The sequence below is a fragment of the Hoeflea sp. AS60 genome (genome assembly GCF_038900115.1).
In the GTDB taxonomy this organism is placed as follows: domain Bacteria; phylum Pseudomonadota; class Alphaproteobacteria; order Rhizobiales; family Rhizobiaceae; genus Hoeflea.
On sequence record NZ_JBBMQP010000001.1, the window covers coordinates 1,660,596 to 1,680,061 of the forward strand.

A 19,466-nucleotide genomic window follows, 5' to 3' on the forward strand; every position below is an offset into this window, starting at 1 on the left:
GGGCCGGGGGTTTTCACTGCAGCGCCATGCATCTGATCGGACGTGCAAATGCGCTGTAGCAGTTGGAAATGATGCGTGTACGGTATCACCCGGACAATAAGGTTGAGCGCGACAGGCATTTGTATTGATCATGGGGACAGTTGATCATGAAATCATTGGGCAGCATCAGGCGCAGTTTTGAACCATGGAATGATCCGAACCAGCGCCCCTACATTGCTTTTGATAACATCACCAAGAAATTTGGCGATTTCGTCGCCGTCAAAGACCTGACGCTGCATATCTATCAACGCGAGTTTTTCGCGCTGCTCGGTGGCTCTGGATGCGGCAAGTCAACGCTTCTGCGCATGCTGGCCGGCTTCGAGAACCCGACCGAAGGGCAGATCCTGCTCGATGGCGAGAACCTCTCGGGCGTGCCGCCCTACAAGCGGCCGGTCAACATGATGTTCCAGTCCTATGCGCTGTTTCCGCATATGAGCGTGGAAAAGAACATCGCTTTCGGCCTCAAGCAGGACGGCATGGCCAAGTCCGAAATCGATGACCGCGTCAACAATATGCTCAAGCTGGTCAAGCTCGACCAGTTCGGCAAGCGCAAGCCGCATCAGCTTTCAGGTGGCCAACGCCAGCGCGTGGCCCTTGCAAGGTCCATCGCCAAGCGCCCCAAGGTGCTGTTGCTCGATGAGCCGCTCGGCGCGCTCGACAAGAAGCTGCGCGAGGAAACCCAGTTCGAACTGATGGATCTGCAGCAGGATCTGGGTCTGACCTTCGTGGTCGTTACCCACGATCAGGAAGAAGCCATGACCATGGCCGACCGGATCGCGGTGATGGATCTTGGCCGCATCATCCAGATCGGAACGCCGGCAGAAACCTATGAGGCGCCCAATTCGGAATTCGTCGCGAGCTTCATCGGCGACATCAACATTTTCCGCGGTGAGGTCACCGGTTCCAACGGCAACATTGTCGATATCGAAACACCCGATGGAATGATCATTCGCTCCGAAACCCAACATGCACTGACGCAGGGCAAGAAAGCCAGTTTCGCCGTCAGGCCTGAAAAACTCCGGGTCTCGCGCGAGAAACCCGAGGGCGGGATCAATGCTGCCGTCGGCGAGGTCTGGGACATCGGATATCTTGGCGACATGACGGTATTTCACGTCAAGCTCAAGAACGGAGACGTGGTCAAGGCCTCCCTGCTCAACGCGGTCCGCACTGTTGAAAACCCGATAGGTTATGACGAGGAAATCTGGGTTTGCTTCGATACCGACAGCGGCATCGTGCTGAGCAATTGAGGGCAATGAGATGAAGCTTGTTTCCGCCATCACCCGCCGCCTGGTCATCATCGTTCCCTATCTCTGGCTGTTTGTCTTCTTCCTGGTGCCTTTCGGTATCGTCCTGAAAATATCGCTGTCCGAGCCGATGATGGCGATGCCGCCCTATGCGCCGACCATCGATATGGCGGACGGGATTTCGGGCATCATCGACGCCTTCAGGCAGTTCAGCTTTTCCAACTATCTCTGGCTGACCGAGGATTCGCTTTATATCAACGCCTATATCTCCTCGATCACCATCGCCTTCATCTCGACGGTCTTCACCCTGCTGATCGGCTTTCCGCTGGCATATGGCATGGCGCGGGCTCCGGCATCGCTGCGTCCCACGCTCCTGATGTTGGTGATCCTGCCATTCTGGACCAGCTTCCTGATCCGGGTCTATGCCTGGATCGGCATTCTCAAGCCGGAAGGTCTGCTCAACCAGTTGCTGCTCGCCATCGGCGTGATCGATGAGCCGCTGATCATCCTCAACACCAACACCGCCGTCTATATCGGCATTGTCTATTCCTATCTGCCATTCATGGTGCTGCCGATCTATTCGGCACTCGAGAAGATGGATTACACGCTGATCGAGGCTGCACAGGATCTTGGCTGCCCGGCCATTTCGGCCTTCTGGAAAATCACCTTTCCGCTCGCCATTCCCGGCATCGTCGCGGGCTGCCTGCTTGTGTTCATCCCGGCCGTCGGCGAGTTTGTCATTCCGGATCTGCTCGGCGGTTCTCGCACCCTGATGATCGGCAAAACGCTGTGGAGCGAGTTCTTCAACAACCGGGATTGGCCGGTCTCCTCGGCTGTCGCCGTGCTGCTTCTGTTGATCCTGGTGGTGCCCATCATGTTCTTCCAGCAGGCGCAGGCCAAATCCCAGGAAAGCGGGCGGTGAGGATTTTCCCATGAACACAACCTGGTCACGTTTCAACATTGCCTCGGTGGTCTTCGGCTTCGCATTTCTCTACCTGCCGATCCTCATTCTGGTGATCTACTCCTTCAACGAATCCCAGCTGGTTACGGTCTGGGCCGGCTTTTCCACCAAATGGTATGGCGAGCTGTTCAACAATCAGGGCCTGATGGATGCCGCCTGGGTGACCGTCCGGGTGGGCTTTGTTTCGGCCTCCTTCGCCACCGTCCTGGGCACGCTCGCGGCCCTCGCACTGACCCGCTACACGCGCTTCAACGGGCGTATCCTGTTCTCCGGCATGGTGTTTGCGCCACTGGTCATGCCCGAAGTCATCACCGGCCTCTCGCTGCTTTTGCTTTTTGTGGCGGTGGATTTCTCGCGCGGTTTCTGGACCGTGACGTTGGCGCATATCACCTTCACCATGTGCTTTGTTGCGGTGGTTGTGCAGTCACGATTGATGAGCTTTGATCGCTCGCTCGAAGAGGCGGCGATGGATCTGGGCGCCGGACCCGTCACCACCTTCATGCAGATCACACTGCCGGTCATTCTGCCTGCGGTGATCTCCGGCTGGATGCTGGCCTTCACCCTGTCGCTTGATGATCTGGTGATCGCGAGCTTCACCTCGGGTCCGGGCGCAACCACGCTGCCGATGAAGATCTATTCCCAGGTGAGACTTGGTGTGACGCCGGAAATCAACGCGGTCTGTACGCTGCTGATAGGTGCTGTGGCAATCGGCGTCATCATTGCCTCGGTTCTCAACAAGAGCCGTGAGGTCAAGCGTCAGCGCGATGAACAGGCGGCATTCGCCAATCACTGATTTCGGACATAGGGTCTGAAAGTTTCAGTTCCGGGGCGGGCGCAGCAGATAGGTGACGAACCAGATCGGCACGATCACCAGCGATCCCAAAACAATGTTGGGGACCGCCCAGGCAGCGCCTTCCTGCAGAGCCTCGAAAACCCTATCCGGCGTCAGCCCTATCTCGGCCAGCAATTCGGCTGCGGAAAGATTAAGCGCCGACAGCACTGCGCCGGTAACCAGCGAAGCCAATAGGATTTTGACAAGTGCTGAAAGCAACCGCAGCATAATCTGGCTTGTCCCCATTCTGTTCTGGCAAATGCCAGCTGTCCCCGAAGCAGTATACTGGCGGATTGTCTCCAAATACTAAAGCTTTCGCAAGCGCTCGGGTCTGCCGCCAGGTGTCACGGCGTGACCGGGGAAATCACCGGCCGGGGCCATGAGCCGCCGATGAAGAACCTCAAAGGTTCCGGACCGGTGCCGGGTTGCACAACCTTGCCGTCGGCTGGAGGCACAGGTCCGAGTACACCTGCAATGGCAAGGCTCGAGCGCGAATAGGGGATGACTCCCGACAATGAAATCATCTGCTGCGGGCCGATCAGTTCTGCAGTAGTCAGATTGGCCTCGCCGTCGGCGATGGTTGCCTGGAAGCGCGCGGAGTTGAAGGAGAAGCCGGTGCCTTCGCCCAATTCCCCGAGATCGAAGAAGCGCTCGGTCTTGGCCAGCTCGCGGAATTTTACGATATTGAGGCCCGGCACTATGCCCCCATCCACGGCAAGATCGATCTTGCCCGTCAGATCCGACAGCGCCGTGGCCCATGTTGGATAGGGAGACGTGACCTCGAGGTCGAGCGATCCATTGCCGCGCGGCAAAGGCCCGGTCAGGCCTATGGCATCGAACAGGCCGCCGAGATTTGTCTTGCGCGCCGACAGTTGCACCTTGACGCCGCCGTCTATGCCTTGCTCGGAAAGGGCAATACGGCCGATCAGGCTGCCGCCATAGGCCGTGGCATCACCAACATCGAAATTGGCGCGCCCCTGATCGATACGGGCAGCCGCAGCCAGATTGGACAGCGCCACCGGGCCGAACTGCGCCGATTGCGCGGAAAGTCTCAGATCCAGCCCAAGCTCGCGCAGGAACCGTGTGTCGATGGTCGAGGCAATGTCCTGGCCTGCCTTGGGCAGCGGCGTGAATGCCTGCAGGAACGAGGCGATATCAAGCGAGTTGAATGCCAGCGTGCCGGCAATCAAAGGCGGCGCATCTTCGCGCAGGGAGACGTCGAGCACGCCAATGCCGCGGTTGCGGTCGATCATGATGATCAGGTCGTCAAGCTTGGCCTTGGTTTGCTCGGCATTGATCTTTGCCGAAAGTTCGAGCGCGCCCAGCGCTTCTCCCGGCTTGATGTCGGTGCCTGACCATTCGAGCGCGCGGCGCACCGAAACGCTTGCCAGTTTGAGCGCGCCTGAGAGGAAGAGGTTCCGTCCCAGACTTGCCGAGCCGGCGAAATCGATATTGAGCGGCGCCGATGCCACCTTCACGTCCACAGGCGCGGTACGACCGCCGAGCAGCAACAGTGGCGCCGCGGTGGAGCCGGTGAGCGTTACCTGCTCACCGCGAAAGATGGCCGTGATGTTGGCACGCGCCACAGCCGTGGGCGCGGTCCAGGCCAGCGTGCCGTTGATCGCTGTCAGCTTTTCGGCTTCCGCGCCCGGATCACGGATCCATTTGACAGTCCCGTCCTCGATCGTGACCGCCCCGAGAGCCGCCGAATCCGGAATGACTGCTGTTGCCGGGGCCTCTTCGCCGGCTTGCGCCGCCAGATCGCGCGCCACTGCAGCCTTGACCCCTTGCGCCAGCTCACCAGACGCCGAGGACCAGTTGGAGGTTGCGTCCGGATAGAGCTCGACATTGAAGGTTGGGCGGATCAGCCTGAATTCGGAGAAACTCGGCGCGCCAAGCACCGCCGAGAACAGGTTGAAATTGGCGACGATGCTGTCGGCGCGCATGATAGCGTCGCCGCCCGCGAAGCTCGACGGGTTGATCTCGACATTGTCCAGCTTGATCGTCGGCGTTGGCCAGTAATCGATCGAGGGCGCATCGCCGAGCGACACGGGGTGGCCCGCCCATGTGCTGATATCGCGCTCGAGACGGTCACGCACCACGCCGCTGGAGACCGCCAGCGGCAGGCTTGCGAACACGGCCAGGGCCGAGACGAGCACGAAAAGCGCACCCGAAATCGCCGCACGTCGCAAGGACCACTGTGCGATGATGAACCCCAATCCGATACTCCCAAACCGATGCCCCATTCTGGGCTGCTGGTTCTGGTTAAAGCTTGGTGAACGCGAATGCAATTGGCGAACGGTCAGTCTTCGCTTTCCCATGCCTTGCGGCACGATGTTCTGTTTGCATCGGGCAGAGCCAATGCTACTAACCGGACAGCAGCATATGGCAGGAGCAAAACATGGCCGACACACCGCTTTGGCGCCCAAACGCGCAGGATCTGAAGCAGAGCCCGTGGATGAAATTTGCCGAATTCGCCGGAGAGCGTGCCGGTCAGCCGCTGGCGGATCCGCTGGCGCTGCATGAATGGTCGATCTCGGACCGCGAGGGCTTCTGGTCGGCGGTCTGGGATTTCTGCGGCGTGCGCGGCAAGAAGGGCGAGCGCATCATCGAGAATGGCGATGCCATGCCCGGCGCGCGGTTCTTCCCCGATGCCGAACTGAATTTTGCCGAAAACCTGCTCTCCCGCACCGGCTCCGAACCGGCGATGCTATTTCGGGCCGAGGACAATCCACAGCGCTCCATGAGCTGGGACGAGCTGCACGCTCTGGTCTCGCAGTTGCAGCAGGCCTTCCGCGCCCACGGCGTCACCAAGGGCGACCGCATCGCCGCGATGATGCCGAACATGCCCGAAACCATCGCCTGCATGCTTGCGTGCGCCTCGATCGGCGCGATCTGGTCGTCCTGCTCGCCTGATTTTGGCGTGCGCGGGGTGCTCGATCGCTTCGGCCAGATCGAACCCAAGCTGTTCATTTCGTGTGACGGCTACTGGTACAATGGCAAGCGCCAGGATGTGACGGCGAAGCTCGTCGAGATCGCCGATTCGCTCAAGCCCAACGCCACCATCATCGTGCCGATGCTTGATGATGGTGAGGCGGTCGCGAGCGCGGTTTCTGGCGCCACGACGCTTTCGGCCTTCATCGCCGATTACCCGGCCAAGCCGGTCGAGTTCGAGCCGCTGCCGTTTGCCCACCCGCTCTATATCCTGTTCTCCTCTGGCACCACCGGCATCCCGAAATGCATCGTTCATTCGGCCGGCGGCACGCTGCTGCAGCATCTGAAGGAACACCGGCTGCATTGCGGGCTCGAACCCGGCGAACGGTTGTTCTATTTCACCACCTGCGGCTGGATGATGTGGAACTGGCTGGTGTCCGGTCTGGCGGTCGGCGCGACGCTGTGCCTCTATGACGGCTCGCCGTTCCATCCCGACGGCAACGTGATTTTTGATTACGCCGCAACAGAGCGTTTCGCGGTCCTCGGCACCTCTGCGAAATTCATCGACGCCGTGCGCAAGGGCGGGCTGGAGCCGGTCAAGACCCATGATCTCTCGTCGCTCAGGCTGTTGACCTCGACCGGTTCGCCGCTGTCGCCGGAAGGGTTTTCCTTCGTCTATGAAGGCATCAAGCCGGACGTGCATCTGGCCTCGATTTCAGGAGGCACCGACATCGTATCCTGCTTCGTGCTGGGCAATCCGGCGCTGCCGGTGTGGCGCGGCGAGATTCAGGGCCCCGGCCTCGGCATGGCCGTCGATGTCTGGGACGAGGACGGCAAATCCGTCACCGGTGAAAAGGGTGAACTGGTCTGCACCAAGCCGTTCCCGGCCATGCCGATCGGGTTCTGGAACGATCCGGACGACCAGAAGTACCACGCTGCCTATTTCTCTCGCTTCGACAACATCTGGACCCATGGCGATTTCGCCGAATGGACGCCGCATCACGGCATCATCATCCACGGCCGCTCGGATGCAACGCTGAACCCGGGCGGCGTCCGCATCGGAACGGCAGAGATCTACAACCAGGTCGAACAGATGGACGAGGTGCTGGAGGCGATCTGCATCGGCCAGGACTGGGAGGATGATGTCCGTGTCGTGCTCTTCGTCCGCCTCGCCGAAGGTGTCGCCCTCGATGATGCGCTGCAGGCCAAGATCCGTTCAAAGATCCGCACCGGCGCCTCGCCGCGTCACGTGCCGGCCAAGATCATCACTGTCGCCGACATCCCGCGCACCAAGTCCGGCAAGATCGTCGAACTCGCCGTCCGCGACATCGTCCACGGAAGACCGGTCAAGAACCAGGAGGCGCTGGCCAATCCTGAGGCGCTGCAGCTGTTCGAAGGGCTTGAAGAACTCAAGAGCTGAAGTGATGGCATACTATAGTCTATTACATGCCGCGAAAGTGACGTGTAGAACCCGGGCGTGGCAATAAGTATTGCGTGAGCTGGAACGATTTAAATGAATGGGAGTAATGTATTTTACCTATATCGCATATTGGTAAAATACCATTCAGAAAATCTATTTCCAGTTTTCCGATTCAGGAATTTATTTAGCTGAAATATGCTTCATATTCGGTATGGTTGGGGTCAGAATGACGCTGCCGTGTTGAAATATTTCAAGGATGAACCAATTAGTCTGCAACATTGACGAAAGGTTTTCCGTGACGCGCGTTCTGAAATTTGTGATCTCCTTCATTGTCGTTCTGGCTTTCGCGGCAGGAGGGGTGTTCGGCACACAGCTGCTTCTTTCGAGTGAGGAGGCGGGCTCTGGCGATGTTGGTTCGGGCAGGCAACCGACGCGTGTCGGTGTCACATCGCCCCAGGCGCAGACCATCGAGGATGCGGTCTCCGCAGTGGGAACGCTCCGGCCCGTACGGTCGGTGGAACTTGTCTCCAATGCGCCGGGACGCGTCACAAGTGTGCCGGTTGCATCCGGGCAGCAGGTTGAGGAAGGCGCATTGCTGATCCAGCTCGATGACCGTGCAACGCGTGCCGCGCTGGTCGAGGCCGAAGCGACATTGAGCGAGGCGCGGCAGAACTTCGAGCGGATCGAGCAATTGGCCGACAGCAATGTTGCTGCTGACGCCAGCCTTGAGCAGGCACGCGCCACGCTGAGCCGTGCCGAGGCAGCCATCATGACGGCCCGTGCGGATCTTGACGATCGCGCCATTACCGCTCCTTTCGCGGGCACGCTCGGGGTGATCGACACCGAGCCGGGCAGCTTCATTCAAAGCGGCGTGCCGGTGACGAAGCTGTCGGACCTTTCGGCGGTCGAGGTGTCTCTTTCCGTGCCGGAGCGCTATTACGACAGGGTACAGCAAGGTCAGGCCCTGTTCATCACCACTCCCGCCTATCCCGGCGAGAGCTTTGAGGGACGCGTCACATTGCGCGCGCCGGAGATCAATCTCGGCTCAAGAAGCCTGGAGATCAGGGCTGAAATCGACAACCCGGACCGCCGTCTTGTCGGCGGCATGTTCGCCAATTCGCGGCTTGTGCTCGACACCTACCAAGGCATTGGAATTCCCGACGACGCGATCATCAGCGAAGGTCTGACAACCTATGTCTACAGGGTCGAGGACGGCAACGCCGAGCGAACCGAGATCGAAATCGGCACCTCGCTTGGCGCGCTGACCGAGGTGCGGGAGGGCTTGAGCGCAGACGATCGTGTTGTCATTGCGGGATGGGATCAGCTCTCGGACGGCGCCCCTGTCGTAATTGATGAGAACGTTGCGCGGGAGGGCCTCGAATGACCCTTCCTGATCTGTGCATCCGCCGCCCCGTGCTCGCCACGGTGATGTCAATTCTGATCGTTGTTCTGGGCATCGCCGGCGTCACCAGCATGCCTGTGCGCGAACTGCCAAACACCTCGACCGCACGTGTAACCGTCAGCGTCGGATACACCGGCGCTGGGCCGGGGGTCGTTGACAGCGAACTGGCCTCCGTCGTCGAGGGTGCGATTTCGACGGTCGCGGGCATCGACCGGATCTCGACCGAATCCGAACTCGGGGGCTTGCGCACCGTCATCACCTTTCGTCAGGGGCGCGATGTCGATCAGGCCGCGTCCGATGTGCGCGCCGCAGTTCAGGCTGTGTCGGGTGATCTGCCGACAGAAGCCGACGAGCCGCAGGTGGAAAAGAACGACAGCCAGGGCGATCCGATCGTCTGGATGACCATGACCTCTGACACGATGTCGGCGCCGGAGCTGACCGATTATGCCGACCGTTTTGTCACCGACAGGCTTGAAACGCTGGCCGGAGTGGCTGCAGTTCAGATCTATGGTGACCGCCCCTATGCCATGCGTATCTGGCTTGATCCCGATGCCATGGCTGCGCGCAGTATCACTGCGACCGAGATCGCCGACGCGCTTCGCGCCAACAATCTGGAACTGCCAGCAGGCCAGATCGAAAGCAGTTCGCGCACCTATCTGCTGCGTACCGAAACCCGGTTGTCGAGTGTCGCAGAGTTCGAGGAGCTGATCGTCAGTACGACAGAGAACGGGCGGATCCGCCTTGGCGATGTGGCTACGGTCGAGATCGGGACCGAGAGCGACGACAGCATGTTCCGCGCCAACAGCGAGACAGCCATCGGCATCGGTGTGTTGCGTCAGTCCTCGGCCAACACGCTGTCAATTTCCTCGGCGGTGAACGCCGAGGTCGAAGCGATCCGGTCGGATCTGCCAGGGGGGACGACGCTTCAGATCTCATCGGATGATGCGGATTTCATCAACAATTCGATCCGCCAGGTGCTGACCACGCTTGTCATATCCGTTGCCATCGTGGTGATGGTGATCTTCCTGTTTCTCACCTCGATCCGCGCGACAATCGTGCCGGCAATCACCATTCCAATTGCGCTTCTTGGCGCCTGCGCCGGCATTGCCGCTGCAGGGTTTTCGATCAACATCCTGACGCTGTTTGCGCTGATCCTTGCCATTGGCCTGGTCGTCGATGACGCCATCGTGGTGCTGGAAAACATCGAGCGGCGCGTGGAAAAAGGCGACGATCCGAAAGAGGCTGCGCGCGCAGGCGCAAACCAGGTGTTTTTTGCGGTGGTCTCCACCTCGGCGGTGCTGATCTCGGTGTTTGTGCCACTGTCCTTCTTGCAGGGTGAGATCGGCAAGCTGTTTCAGGAATTCGGCATCACGCTTGCCATCGCCGTGGCGCTCTCGACCTTTGTCGCGCTGACATTCTGCCCGGTGATCGCGAGCCTTGTGCTGAAAAAGGGCATGAACGACAGCCGCTTTGCCCGCATTGTTCAGGGCGCGACGGAGCGTCTTTCAAATAGCTATCGCAGCCTCCTGACCCGGGCAATCAAAGCGCCCATCGTCATCCTCGCGATCTCCGCCGCCCTGACCGGAATGTCCTGGACACTCTATCAGCAGCTTCCCTCGCAGCTGACGCCGAACGAGGATCGCGGTACGTTCTTTGTCTCCATTCAGGCCCCTGCCGGCTCGGCACTGGGCTTGACCGATGCAGCGGTAAAGCGGGTCGAGGACCTGATCGAACCTTACCGCGAGGAGGGCGTCGTCGAAGACGTCATCGCAATTGTTGGTCAGTATGGCGAGACCGGTCGGGCCTTCGTCGTTGCCACCATGGCACTCTGGGATGAGCGCGACATCGGACCGCGCGAGGTACTGTCGGAACTCCGCCCCGAATTTGCCAAGATCACGCTGGCCAATGTCCGCAGCTTCGCGCCCTCCGGCCTGAATGCAGGCGGCAGCTCCGGCCTTGAGCTTATCGTCACGGCGCCGAGCTTTGAAGATGCCGCCAATTACTCTGCCCAGTTGGTCCAGCGTCTGCGCGAAGAGCCTGATATCGTTGGCGTGCGCCGCGATTACGAGATCAACACGCCCGGCTACGACATCAACGTGAACCGCGCCATGGCGCGTGAGATCGGCATTGACGCGCGGGCGATTTCCGATGCAGTGCGCACCTTCTTTGCCTCTGCCGAGGTGACGGAATTCATATCTCGCGACCGCCAGTATCCGGTGATCCTGCAGGCGCCTGACGACCGGCGCGCCTCAGCCGGGGACCTGCGCGGCATCAATGTGCGCGCGGCGAATGGCGAACTGGTGCCGCTCGACGGATTGGTAACGCTCGAACGCCGCGCCTCGGTGCAGGCCTTCAACAGGTTCAACCGCCAGCCCTCCGTCGAAATCTCCGCCTCACTGGCCGATGGCGTCGATCTGGGGTCGGCTATCGCCACGGTCGAGCGCATCGCCCGGGATCTGCCGCCGCAGATGCAGGTTGCCTATTCGGGACAGGCCGAGACCTTTCAGGAGACCTCGGGCGGGATAGCGCTCACATTCGGCCTTGCCCTGCTGGTGGTCTTCCTGGTGCTGTCGGCCCAGTTTGAAAGCTTCATCCAGCCGGTTGTCATTCTGCTGTCGGTGCCTCTGGCCGCGGCCGGCACCTTGCTGACGCTGTTCACACTTGGGGAGGCGGTCAACATCTACACGCAGGTCGGCATGATCATGCTGATCGGCCTGATGGCCAAGAACGGCATTCTGATCGTCGAATTCGCCAACCAGTTGCGCGACGAGGGCAAGCCTGTTCGTGAAGCCGTGATTGAAGCCGCGACCGTGCGCCTGCGTCCGATCCTGATGACTGTGTTGTCGACCGTTCTGGGCGCAGTGCCGCTGGTGCTTTCCACTGGTGCAGGTGCGGCCAGCCGCGTTTCCATCGGTATCGTCATCATCGGCGGCTTCCTCGCCGCATCGATCCTCACGCTGTTTCTGACGCCTGTTCTCTACGACCTTCTGCAATGGGACCGGGAAAGCGAGGAAGAGATGGCGCAGAGCGCAGCTTAGCAAAGCTGGCTCGTCATCAGTTGGGCTCGTTCGAGTGGAGAGAGAAGAGTATGCCCGGCGTCTCATTTGGACAGCACTTGCACCATTCGGCGCTGTGATCGCCCCATCATGGTTAACCAGACCTTACCCCGAATTTTAACCAAGCCAAGCGAAGCCGGTTAATTCAGTAAAGTCTTAAATAAGATGGCAAGGACACGGCAAGAGTTTGGGCGCATATTTCGCGCTAACCTTGGGAAGCACAAGCTCTTCATGGTGTTGGTTAGCACTGATGCAATTACTCAAACGGGGACCCATTAGGTCCCCGTCTTTTTTTACTGTGTCAGTCTGCCAGAACCCTCTGCGGAGGGAAGGCGATGGAGACAAGCGTTCCTTCGCCCGGTGCCGAGACAATGTCGAACTGGGCGCGGTTGGCCTCGACCATCGCCTTGGTCAGCGGCAGGCCGAGGCCGGTGCCGTCACCGCGCTGGCGCGGGCCGGGGCCGACCTGGCCGAACGGCTTCATCGCCTGCTCGAGTTCCTTGCGGTTCATGCCGATACCGGTGTCGCGAATGCGGATGACCACATTGCCCGAAGGCTCGTAGGAGGTCGAGACGACAATCTGCCCGCCCGACGGCGTGTAGCGGATGGCGTTTGACAGCAGGTTGAGCGCGATCTGCTTGATCGAACGCTGGTCTGCGACAACATCCGGCACGCTCGCCGACAGGCTGGTGCGGATGATCACGCGCTGGCTGTTGGCCATCGGCTGCAACAGTGAAACGCTTTCGGCCAGATGATCATTGAGCGAGACCGAGACAAACTCCATGCTGACCTGGCCGGCCTCGATCTTGGAAATGTCGAGCAGGTCATTGACGATGTCGAGCACATGTTTTCCCGAATTGCCGATGTCGTGGGCGTATTCAAGGTAGCGCGGGCTGCCGATCGGGCCGAACCGCTCTTCCACCATCATTTCGGAAAATCCGATGATGGCGTTGAGCGGCGTGCGGACTTCGTGGCTGACCCGGGCGAGGAAATCGGACTTGTGCGAATTGGCCGTTTCCGCCGCGCGCTTGGCATTGCGCAGCTCTTCCTCCGTCCGCTTCCACTGGGTGATGTCGCGCAGTACGGCGCAATAGCCGTTCGAGCCCGAAAGCCGGCCGATGGTCATGAACAGCGGCAAGAACCCGCCGGAGGCTTCGCGCCCTATCACTTCACGCCCGTCATTGAGCACGCTCGACACTCCGTGATCGGCAAGGCCCGAGACATAGTCCATCACCGCGCGCTGGCTTTCATGGGCAAACAGCATGGCGAACGGCTGGCTGTGGGTCTCGGTCTCATCGTAGTTGAACAGCGCGCAGGCCGAGCCGTTCATCGAGCGGATGGTGCCGTCATTGTTGAGGATGACGACGCCATCGGTGGCGGTCTCCAGGATCGAACGCAGCTCCTGCGCCTCGATCTGCAGTGCGTTCACCTGGGACGCCGCTTCGAAATCGGGCTCGGGTTCATCGACGCTCTCATCCTGCGGGGTGAGGGTGGGCACCTCGGCAGCGTGAGCAGTCGAGACTTCGCGTGGCGACAGCGCCAGCAAAAGCGCCTGGCCATTGCCCCAGTTGACCGAGCGCAGTCGGGCGGTGACGCCACGTCTGCCACCATCGCCGCGCCTGACAAACAGTCCACTGTCATTTGATGGTTGCTCTTCACTCGAGCGCTCAAGCAGATGATCAAGGCCGCCGTGACCGGCGAGCTCTTCCAGCGAGGCGTAGCCGGTCAGTTCGAAGAACTCTGCATTGCCGTGGATCAGCTCGTCACCGGCATGCACCAGAAGGGCTGCCGGGATAGCATCGATGATGCCGGCATCCATGCCCGCAGGCATGACCTGGCGGGCCGGAAGCGCGAATGCGGATGGCAGAGCCGCCAAAGCTGCGGTTTGGGTTTCCTCGGCCTGAGCCGGAGAGACAGCATCACTGCGGGCCTCATCAGCTGAATTTCCGGCCATGTCAGCGTCCGCTCCGGTCTGCGGAAGGTCGCTCTGCTGGTCCACGTGGTCATCATGGGATGACAAGCTGCTATCGCCAGCACCGGACTGGTCATTCTCGGGTGCCTGACGCTTGCCAAAGGTCTGCGGCTCTCTTGGCAATGCAGGCGGCGCGGATTCGGATCTTGATTGCTCCGCCTTGTCCGGTGCACCGGTGTCCTGCTGAGACGTCTTGCCAAGGCGGACGCCGATCTCGCGGAATGCAGCCTGTTCTCCGGGCGAAAGACTCTCCCTCGGCATTCGCGGCCTGTGCGCCTCGAGATTGATGACCTTGTCACTGTCGCGCCGCATTGGTGTTTCCACCAGCCGGATCGCCGGGCGTTCGCCGCGGAACGGATCGGCTGCGTGGTTGCCGGTCTCCTCAGCATCGGCGTCATCGGTCACGTCCAGATTGGCGTCATCCGTGCCGGACTGCTTGTCTGTCGGCTCGTCGTGAACGCCGTCCATGCGGGAAAGGTCGTCGATATCGCGCTCAAGATCGCGCATTTCGAGATCCGCATCGTCCTCGGCGGTCGCACCGTCCGTGTCGCCAAGGTCTGGCGAAAGCGAGCCGTGATCATCCTCGAATTCTGTACCGGTAAGGTCGTCGGTCAGGGGTATGTCATCAATCGATCGCGAAACGCTGCCAGGGACGAGAGCCAGACCCAGCGCTTCCGGGTCCGGGCGTGTTTCACTGGTCCGGACAATGCCAAAGCCCCTGAACCCGTCGAAGTGCCGGTCGCGGGTGTAGGTCGGCAAAGCCGCCAGATCGACCGGCGTGACGAGGTCGGTTCCCTGAATCGGCCAAAGCACCGTCTTGCCTGACCAGGTGTCGCGGCGATTGAGCAGGTCGGAGATGACATGATCGGGATCAAGGTTGAAAACCCGCGCCAGATCCGGAAATTTGCGGCCGACAATATCTGCTGAATGCGGGCCGACCGCGGCTGCGAACTCAGGCGAGACTTCGCTGAATTCGCCGTCGCGATTGATCTTCCAGACGAACCGCGCCGGTTTGCCAGCCGGATCGAACTGGAATTCGGGCACTGCTGCGGCAGCCTCTTGAAGCGGCTCTTTGTCAGCAACCTCTTGCACCGCCGGCTGATCGTCTTGGCCTGCAGTCTCGTCCTGACGTGAGCTCTCGCCCTCGCCGGTGTTCTCGTCTCGGACGGAAATCCCGTCCTGATCGGAAGCGACCTCGTCACCAGAGGCCGCTATTTCCTCACCGGATGTTTCTGGTGTCAGATCTGCGCTTTCGTCGTCTCTGGTGGCCGTGTCATCGTCCTCGCCGTTAGTCTCGTACTGAGTGGAGGTATCACCCTCATCGGCATCTGACGCGATGCTCGACGTCTCGTCGTGATCGGAAGGAGCATCTTGGCTGGAAGCCGTCATATCCTCACCGGATGACTCTGGTGTCAGATCTGCGCTTTCGTCGTCTCCGGTTGCCGTGTCATCGCCCTGGCTGTCAGTCTCATGCTGAGTGGAAATTTCGCCCTCGCTGGAATGCTCCTCGGTGTTCGACGTCTCGTCGTGATCGGAAGGAGCCTCCTCGCTGGAGGCCGTCATATCATCACCCGACGTCTCCGGCGCATGATCTGCGGCCTCATCATCGTGGTTGGCGGTGTCATCTTCGCTTGTCTCTTCCGTCTCCGAAGGGAACTCAAGACCGCGGGCGTCGGCGAAGGCTGCCGGGAGATCATTCTCCTGTTCCGCCTTTGCCAGCCGCGCATTGAGTTCGTCGCGAATCCGCCTGGTGTCGAAGAATGTCCGGGTCGGGGCCTCCTCGATGGCTTCGGGTTCATCGGCGGCTTCAGTACCGTTTTCCGAAGGTGTCTCTGCGATGCTTTCAGTCACCGTTTCGGTATCGGTTGACGTCTCGGTCTCGAAAGTCGGAGCTGCATCGCTTTTCTCACCGGTGTCCGATGGCGCTTCGTACAAAGCGTCTTCGGAGTGAACGTCGCCAGCGGAAACTTCTTCTGCCGTTTCGGCGGTTTCACCAGTCGCAAAGGGTGTCTCGTCTGCCGGGGCAGGTTCGACGGCAAACAGAAGGTGCAGCACCGGATCATCCGCCAGCCTGCCGATTGCGGTGGGCATTGCGCCATTGGGCGAATCCGTCATCCGCTTGACCAGCCGATCAACTGCGCCGGCCACATCCGCGACCATCCGCTGAATATCGGCACCTGCAAGGCCGATCTCGTCGAACGTGCTTGAGGCCGCCAGCACCTGGGCGTCCTCGTCGAGAACGGCAACATGGGTGCCGGTTCCCTCGAACCCGGCAATGATCTGCCGTGCGCGTGCGATTGGGCCCAGAGCCTGGCCAGCCTGGCTGCTGGTGAGCATCAGCGCCTGTTCGCCGTCGGGCAGGGTGAAGTCCTCAAGCGTTGCAGGTGCCATCGTGCGTGAAAAGCCGCTCGTTGCCCGCATCATGAAATTCTGCGGTCTGCCGGTGCGCTCCAGCCCGCTGACCGCGCTTTCGATCTGCCGCCGTGTCGAAGTCTGGCCACCAAAGCCTTCATCCAGAATGTCGTAGATATTGGAGAAGCCGAAAAGCTGCGCGGCAGCGCCATTGGCCCATAGCACTTCGCCCAGGTCGCGGCTCAGCACGGCGACAGCATTGCCCCTGGCAAAGTGGTCGCGGACCGAGGCGTGAACCGCAAGGTCAATAAAAGGATAGTGGTGTGCCGGCATGGGTGGTATTCCAGTTTTGGCCTGTTTATCCCCATCACGAGGAGGAATTAAGGAATTATTAATAGCTTTGCCGCCGTCACTGGTCCAGCGAACCGGGCCACAACTGCCGTGATTTGTCGCGAAACGGTTAACGGATGGCGCGCTGCACAATAAATGTTGCACTGCACCATAAGCTATGATACTGTTCTCTTGAAATCGAAACGGGGCCACGAAAGGTCCCACTGATGCTTCAAGGAGAAGTGACATGGCGACCAAGAAAACCACTACATCCGCTGAAATGTATGAATTCCCTTCATTCGACGTCAGCAAGATGACCGACAGCTACCGCGAAATGGCTGACAAGTCTGTCAATCAGACCAAGGAAGCCTACGCCAAGGTCAAGACCGTTTCCGAAGACGCCACCAAGGCGATCGAAACCACGCTTGAAACCGCCCAGGCCGGTACTGTTGAACTCAGCCTCAAGGCAATCGACGCCGCTCGCGGCAACGTTGAGCATTCGCTGTCGCACATGGAAGCCCTGCTGGGCGTCAAGTCTGTCGCTCAGATGATCGAACTGCAGACCGGATTCTTCCGCAAGCAGGCCGAAATGATGGCTGACCAGGCCAAGACAATGCAGGAAGCAACCCGCAAGCTGGCTGAAGAAGTTTCCAAGCCTTCCAAGACCGTGGCCGAAAAGGCCATGAGCGAATTCAAGGCTGCCTGAATTATTCATGCGCTGAAATGACAAAAGGCCGGACCCTGTGTCCGGCCTTTTCTGTTGCATGACGGTTCTCATGGCATGCGGGTCCTGATCGCGTCAGGCCAATTTTTCGGCGGGTGAATTTGTGAAAACCGGCTGGAAACCCCTTGCAAAAACCACCTGCTGCCAGTATGTGAGCGGCAACAAAGCGGCTTGGACGTGGTCCTTGTCAGCTGGCGTGCGGTTGTAGCTCAGTTGGTTAGAGCGCCGGATTGTGGATCCGGAGGTCGGTGGTTCGAGCCCACCCAATCGTACCACTCTTTTTTCATTACAAGATTTGCAGCGCCGCGCACATTTGATCATGTGCGAGGCGCACGGCTGTTCGCCCATCGGTGTTGGTCGTGGCTCAGAATGCCTTGAAGGTCAGGATGGTATGGGTTCGCTCCACCCCGGATACGGTGTGAATATTGTCGGCGACAAACCTGCCGATATCGACATCGTCCTCGATGTAGAATTTAGCCATCAGGTCGAATTGTCCGCTGACCGAGTAGATCTCAGACGCAATCTCGCGATTGGCAATCTCATCTGCCACTGAGTAGGCTTGGCCGAGCTTGCATTGAAACTCAACGAAAAAACACTGCATGGACGGTCTCCTTCTGCACTTGATGGCTGATGCCGCATTCTACCTTGGAACCATGCCCGGGGCCGTGGTGCAAGGGACAATTGCTGCAGATTTATTTTAAGCTTAAAAAAAGCACTGGAATTCTCCAAGCTCGCTGGTAAGGTCTGGATCAATGGCGATCATGGGAGCGCCATGTGCCACCCGAAGGTGCTGCAACCGCTCCAATGCTCTCATAAAATGCCTGCATGCCCTTCTCGAATGGACTCTTTGAGGCGAGGTGTGCATTTATTGACCACAGGGAACAATGGTGCATTGACCGGACCGCAACAAGGCCGGCTCTGCATCAAAAACAGAGAGGACTATCAATGAAAAAGACATTTTTGGGTTTGGCGACCGCTGCGTCGCTTCTGGCCGGCGTATCGATTGCGTCTGCTGAACCGGTCAAGGTCGGCATGATCACGACACTGTCCGGCGGCGGCGCATCGCTCGGCATCGATTCCCGTGATGGCTTCCTGCTCGCGGTCAAGCAATCCGGCAACAAGGATATCGAAGTCATTGTCGAGGATGATGCACAGAAGCCGGATCTGGCCGTGCAGCTAGCCGACAAGCTGATCCAGTCAGACAAGGTCGACGTGCTCACCGGTATCGTCTGGTCCAACCTCGCCATGGCTGTCGTGCCGTCGGCGGTGGCCCAGGGCAAATTCTATCTCTCCACCAATGCCGCACCTTCGGCCTTGGCGGGTGCGGGCTGCAACCCGAACTATTTCTCGGTCTCCTACCAGAACGACAATCTGCATGAAGCCGCCGGCGAATACGCCAACACCGCGGGCATGAAGAAGGTCTTCATCATGGCGCCGAACTATCCGGCGGGCAAGGATTCGCTGGCCGGCTTCAAGCGCTTCTACAAGGGCGAAGTCGTAAACGAGGTCTACACCGAACTGGGTGCCACGGACTATGCCAACGAGATCGCCCAGATCCGCGCTTCCGGCGCCGATGGCGTGTTCTTCTTCCTGCCAGGCGGCATGGGCATCTCCTTCATGAAGCAGTATGCCGGCGCAGCCGTCGGTGTACCGTTGATCGGTCCTGCCTTCTCGTTCGATCAGAACATCCTGCAGGCGGTCGGCGACGCAGCACTCGGCGTCAAGAACACCTCGACCTGGTCAAAGGATCTCGACAACCAGGCCAACAAGGATTTTGTTGCCGCCTACCAGGCCGAATACAACCGCCTGCCGTCGATCTACGCGGCCCAGGGCTATGACACCGGCAATTTGCTGCTCTCGGCCATGGGCACTGCCGCCGTCACCGATCAGGATGCGTTCCGCAAGGCTCTGGAATCAGCCGACTTCAAGTCGGTTCGTGGCAAGTTCAGCTTCGGCCCGAACCACCACCCGATCCAGGACATCTATGTCCGCGAAGTGATCAAGGAAGGTGACATCTTCACCAACAAGATCGTGGCCACGGCGCTCTCCGACCGCGGCGATGCCTACGCCGCCGATTGCAAGATGTAATCATCAGCCGTCAGGACCGGGCGGATGCACCATGCTCCGCCCGGTCTTTTTCTTGCATCGATAAAGAGCCTTGCAGCGTCCCTTTCGCGTTCGATTGAATGTGCGGCGCTGG

At 59.8% G+C, this 19,466-nt stretch carries 12 protein-coding genes and 1 tRNA gene; 9 read left to right on the forward strand and 4 right to left on the reverse strand.

The annotated features are described in order from the left end of the window. Nucleotides 1–146: 146 nt before the first annotated feature. Genes WNZ14_RS07675 through WNZ14_RS07685 form a run of 3 tightly spaced genes read left to right on the forward strand, consistent with a single transcriptional unit; the run spans nt 147 to nt 3,037 of the window. Nucleotides 147–1,286, forward strand: a complete 1,140-nt coding sequence (locus WNZ14_RS07675) for an ABC transporter ATP-binding protein (protein WP_342867983.1) — start codon at nt 147–149, stop codon at nt 1,284–1,286. A 10-nt stretch (nt 1,287–1,296) separates the two neighbouring features. Beyond that, nucleotides 1,297–2,205 carry an ABC transporter permease subunit gene (locus tag WNZ14_RS07680; protein WP_342867984.1) on the forward strand — a complete coding sequence of 303 codons (909 nt, stop codon included), beginning with the start codon at nt 1,297–1,299 and terminating at the stop codon, nt 2,203–2,205. A gap of 10 nt (nt 2,206–2,215) precedes the next feature. Next, on the forward strand, nt 2,216–3,037 hold the full coding sequence (locus WNZ14_RS07685) for an ABC transporter permease (protein WP_342867985.1): 822 nt from the start codon (nt 2,216–2,218) through the stop codon (nt 3,035–3,037). A gap of 24 nt (nt 3,038–3,061) precedes the next feature. Here WNZ14_RS07685 and WNZ14_RS07690 read toward each other — a convergent pair whose 3' ends face one another. Together WNZ14_RS07690 and WNZ14_RS07695 are read right to left on the reverse strand one after the other, a co-directional pair. Continuing rightward, nucleotides 3,062–3,304: a DUF6460 domain-containing protein gene (locus WNZ14_RS07690; protein WP_342867986.1), complete on the reverse strand. Its 243-nt coding sequence runs from the start codon at nt 3,302–3,304 to the stop codon at nt 3,062–3,064. Between the two features lie 116 nt (nt 3,305–3,420). Beyond that, nucleotides 3,421–5,295, reverse strand: coding sequence for an AsmA-like C-terminal region-containing protein (locus tag WNZ14_RS07695; protein WP_342867987.1), 1,875 nt, complete (start codon nt 5,293–5,295; stop codon nt 3,421–3,423). A gap of 182 nt (nt 5,296–5,477) precedes the next feature. Between WNZ14_RS07695 and WNZ14_RS07700 the strand changes: the two genes are divergently transcribed. The 3 genes from WNZ14_RS07700 (at nt 5,478) to WNZ14_RS07710 (ending at nt 11,870) form a co-directional block, all read left to right on the forward strand. Then, complete coding sequence (locus tag WNZ14_RS07700) at nt 5,478–7,430, forward strand: acetoacetate--CoA ligase (protein ID WP_342867988.1); 1,953 nt, start codon at nt 5,478–5,480, stop codon at nt 7,428–7,430. A 295-nt stretch (nt 7,431–7,725) separates the two neighbouring features. After that, the gene (locus WNZ14_RS07705) at nt 7,726–8,814 is read left to right on the forward strand and encodes an efflux RND transporter periplasmic adaptor subunit (protein ID WP_342867989.1); all 1,089 of its coding nucleotides are present in this window, start codon (nt 7,726–7,728) and stop codon (nt 8,812–8,814) included. Further along, nucleotides 8,811–11,870, forward strand: coding sequence for an efflux RND transporter permease subunit (locus WNZ14_RS07710; protein WP_342867990.1), 3,060 nt, complete (start codon nt 8,811–8,813; stop codon nt 11,868–11,870). The genes WNZ14_RS07705 and WNZ14_RS07710 overlap by 4 nt, the downstream gene beginning before the upstream one ends. Nucleotides 11,871–12,189: 319 nt before the next feature. Here the strand turns inward: WNZ14_RS07710 and WNZ14_RS07715 are convergent, their stop codons facing one another. Then, a complete protein-coding gene (locus WNZ14_RS07715) occupies nt 12,190–16,545 on the reverse strand; it encodes an ATP-binding protein (protein ID WP_342867991.1) in 4,356 nt (1,451 codons plus the stop codon). Nucleotides 16,546–16,789: 244 nt separating this feature from the next. On the opposite strand from WNZ14_RS07715, the gene WNZ14_RS07720 reads away from it, so the two are divergent. Next, entirely contained in the window at nt 16,790–17,248 is a 459-nt protein-coding gene (locus WNZ14_RS07720) for a phasin family protein (protein ID WP_342867992.1), read from the forward strand. Between the two features lie 216 nt (nt 17,249–17,464). Next, nucleotides 17,465–17,541, forward strand: a tRNA-His gene (locus WNZ14_RS07725). Between the two features lie 89 nt (nt 17,542–17,630). Here WNZ14_RS07725 and WNZ14_RS07730 read toward each other — a convergent pair. Then, the gene (locus tag WNZ14_RS07730; RefSeq protein WP_342867993.1) at nt 17,631–17,867 is read right to left on the reverse strand and encodes an Lrp/AsnC ligand binding domain-containing protein; all 237 of its coding nucleotides are present in this window, start codon (nt 17,865–17,867) and stop codon (nt 17,631–17,633) included. A 344-nt stretch (nt 17,868–18,211) separates the two neighbouring features. On the opposite strand from WNZ14_RS07730, the gene WNZ14_RS07735 reads away from it, so the two are divergent. After that, nucleotides 18,212–19,354, forward strand: coding sequence for an ABC transporter substrate-binding protein (locus tag WNZ14_RS07735; protein WP_342867994.1), 1,143 nt, complete (start codon nt 18,212–18,214; stop codon nt 19,352–19,354). Nucleotides 19,355–19,466 lie beyond the last annotated feature (112 nt).

What these genes read in the sequence shown, in the direction of transcription:
- WNZ14_RS07720 (WP_342867992.1), top strand. Translation starts at nt 16,790, where the DNA reads ATGGCGACCAAGAAAACCACTACATCCGCTGAAATGTATGAATTCCCT.
- WNZ14_RS07700 (WP_342867988.1), top strand. Translation starts at nt 5,478, where the DNA reads ATGGCCGACACACCGCTTTGGCGCCCAAACGCGCAGGATCTGAAGCAG.
- WNZ14_RS07735 (WP_342867994.1), top strand. Translation starts at nt 18,212, where the DNA reads ATGAAAAAGACATTTTTGGGTTTGGCGACCGCTGCGTCGCTTCTGGCC.
- WNZ14_RS07680 (WP_342867984.1), top strand. Translation starts at nt 1,297, where the DNA reads ATGAAGCTTGTTTCCGCCATCACCCGCCGCCTGGTCATCATCGTTCCC.
- WNZ14_RS07715 (WP_342867991.1), bottom strand. Translation starts at nt 16,545, where the DNA reads ATGCCGGCACACCACTATCCTTTTATTGACCTTGCGGTTCACGCCTCG.
- WNZ14_RS07685 (WP_342867985.1), top strand. Translation starts at nt 2,216, where the DNA reads ATGAACACAACCTGGTCACGTTTCAACATTGCCTCGGTGGTCTTCGGC.
- WNZ14_RS07710 (WP_342867990.1), top strand. Translation starts at nt 8,811, where the DNA reads ATGACCCTTCCTGATCTGTGCATCCGCCGCCCCGTGCTCGCCACGGTG.
- WNZ14_RS07690 (WP_342867986.1), bottom strand. Translation starts at nt 3,304, where the DNA reads ATGCTGCGGTTGCTTTCAGCACTTGTCAAAATCCTATTGGCTTCGCTG.
- WNZ14_RS07675 (WP_342867983.1), top strand. Translation starts at nt 147, where the DNA reads ATGAAATCATTGGGCAGCATCAGGCGCAGTTTTGAACCATGGAATGAT.
- WNZ14_RS07730 (WP_342867993.1), bottom strand. Translation starts at nt 17,867, where the DNA reads ATGCAGTGTTTTTTCGTTGAGTTTCAATGCAAGCTCGGCCAAGCCTAC.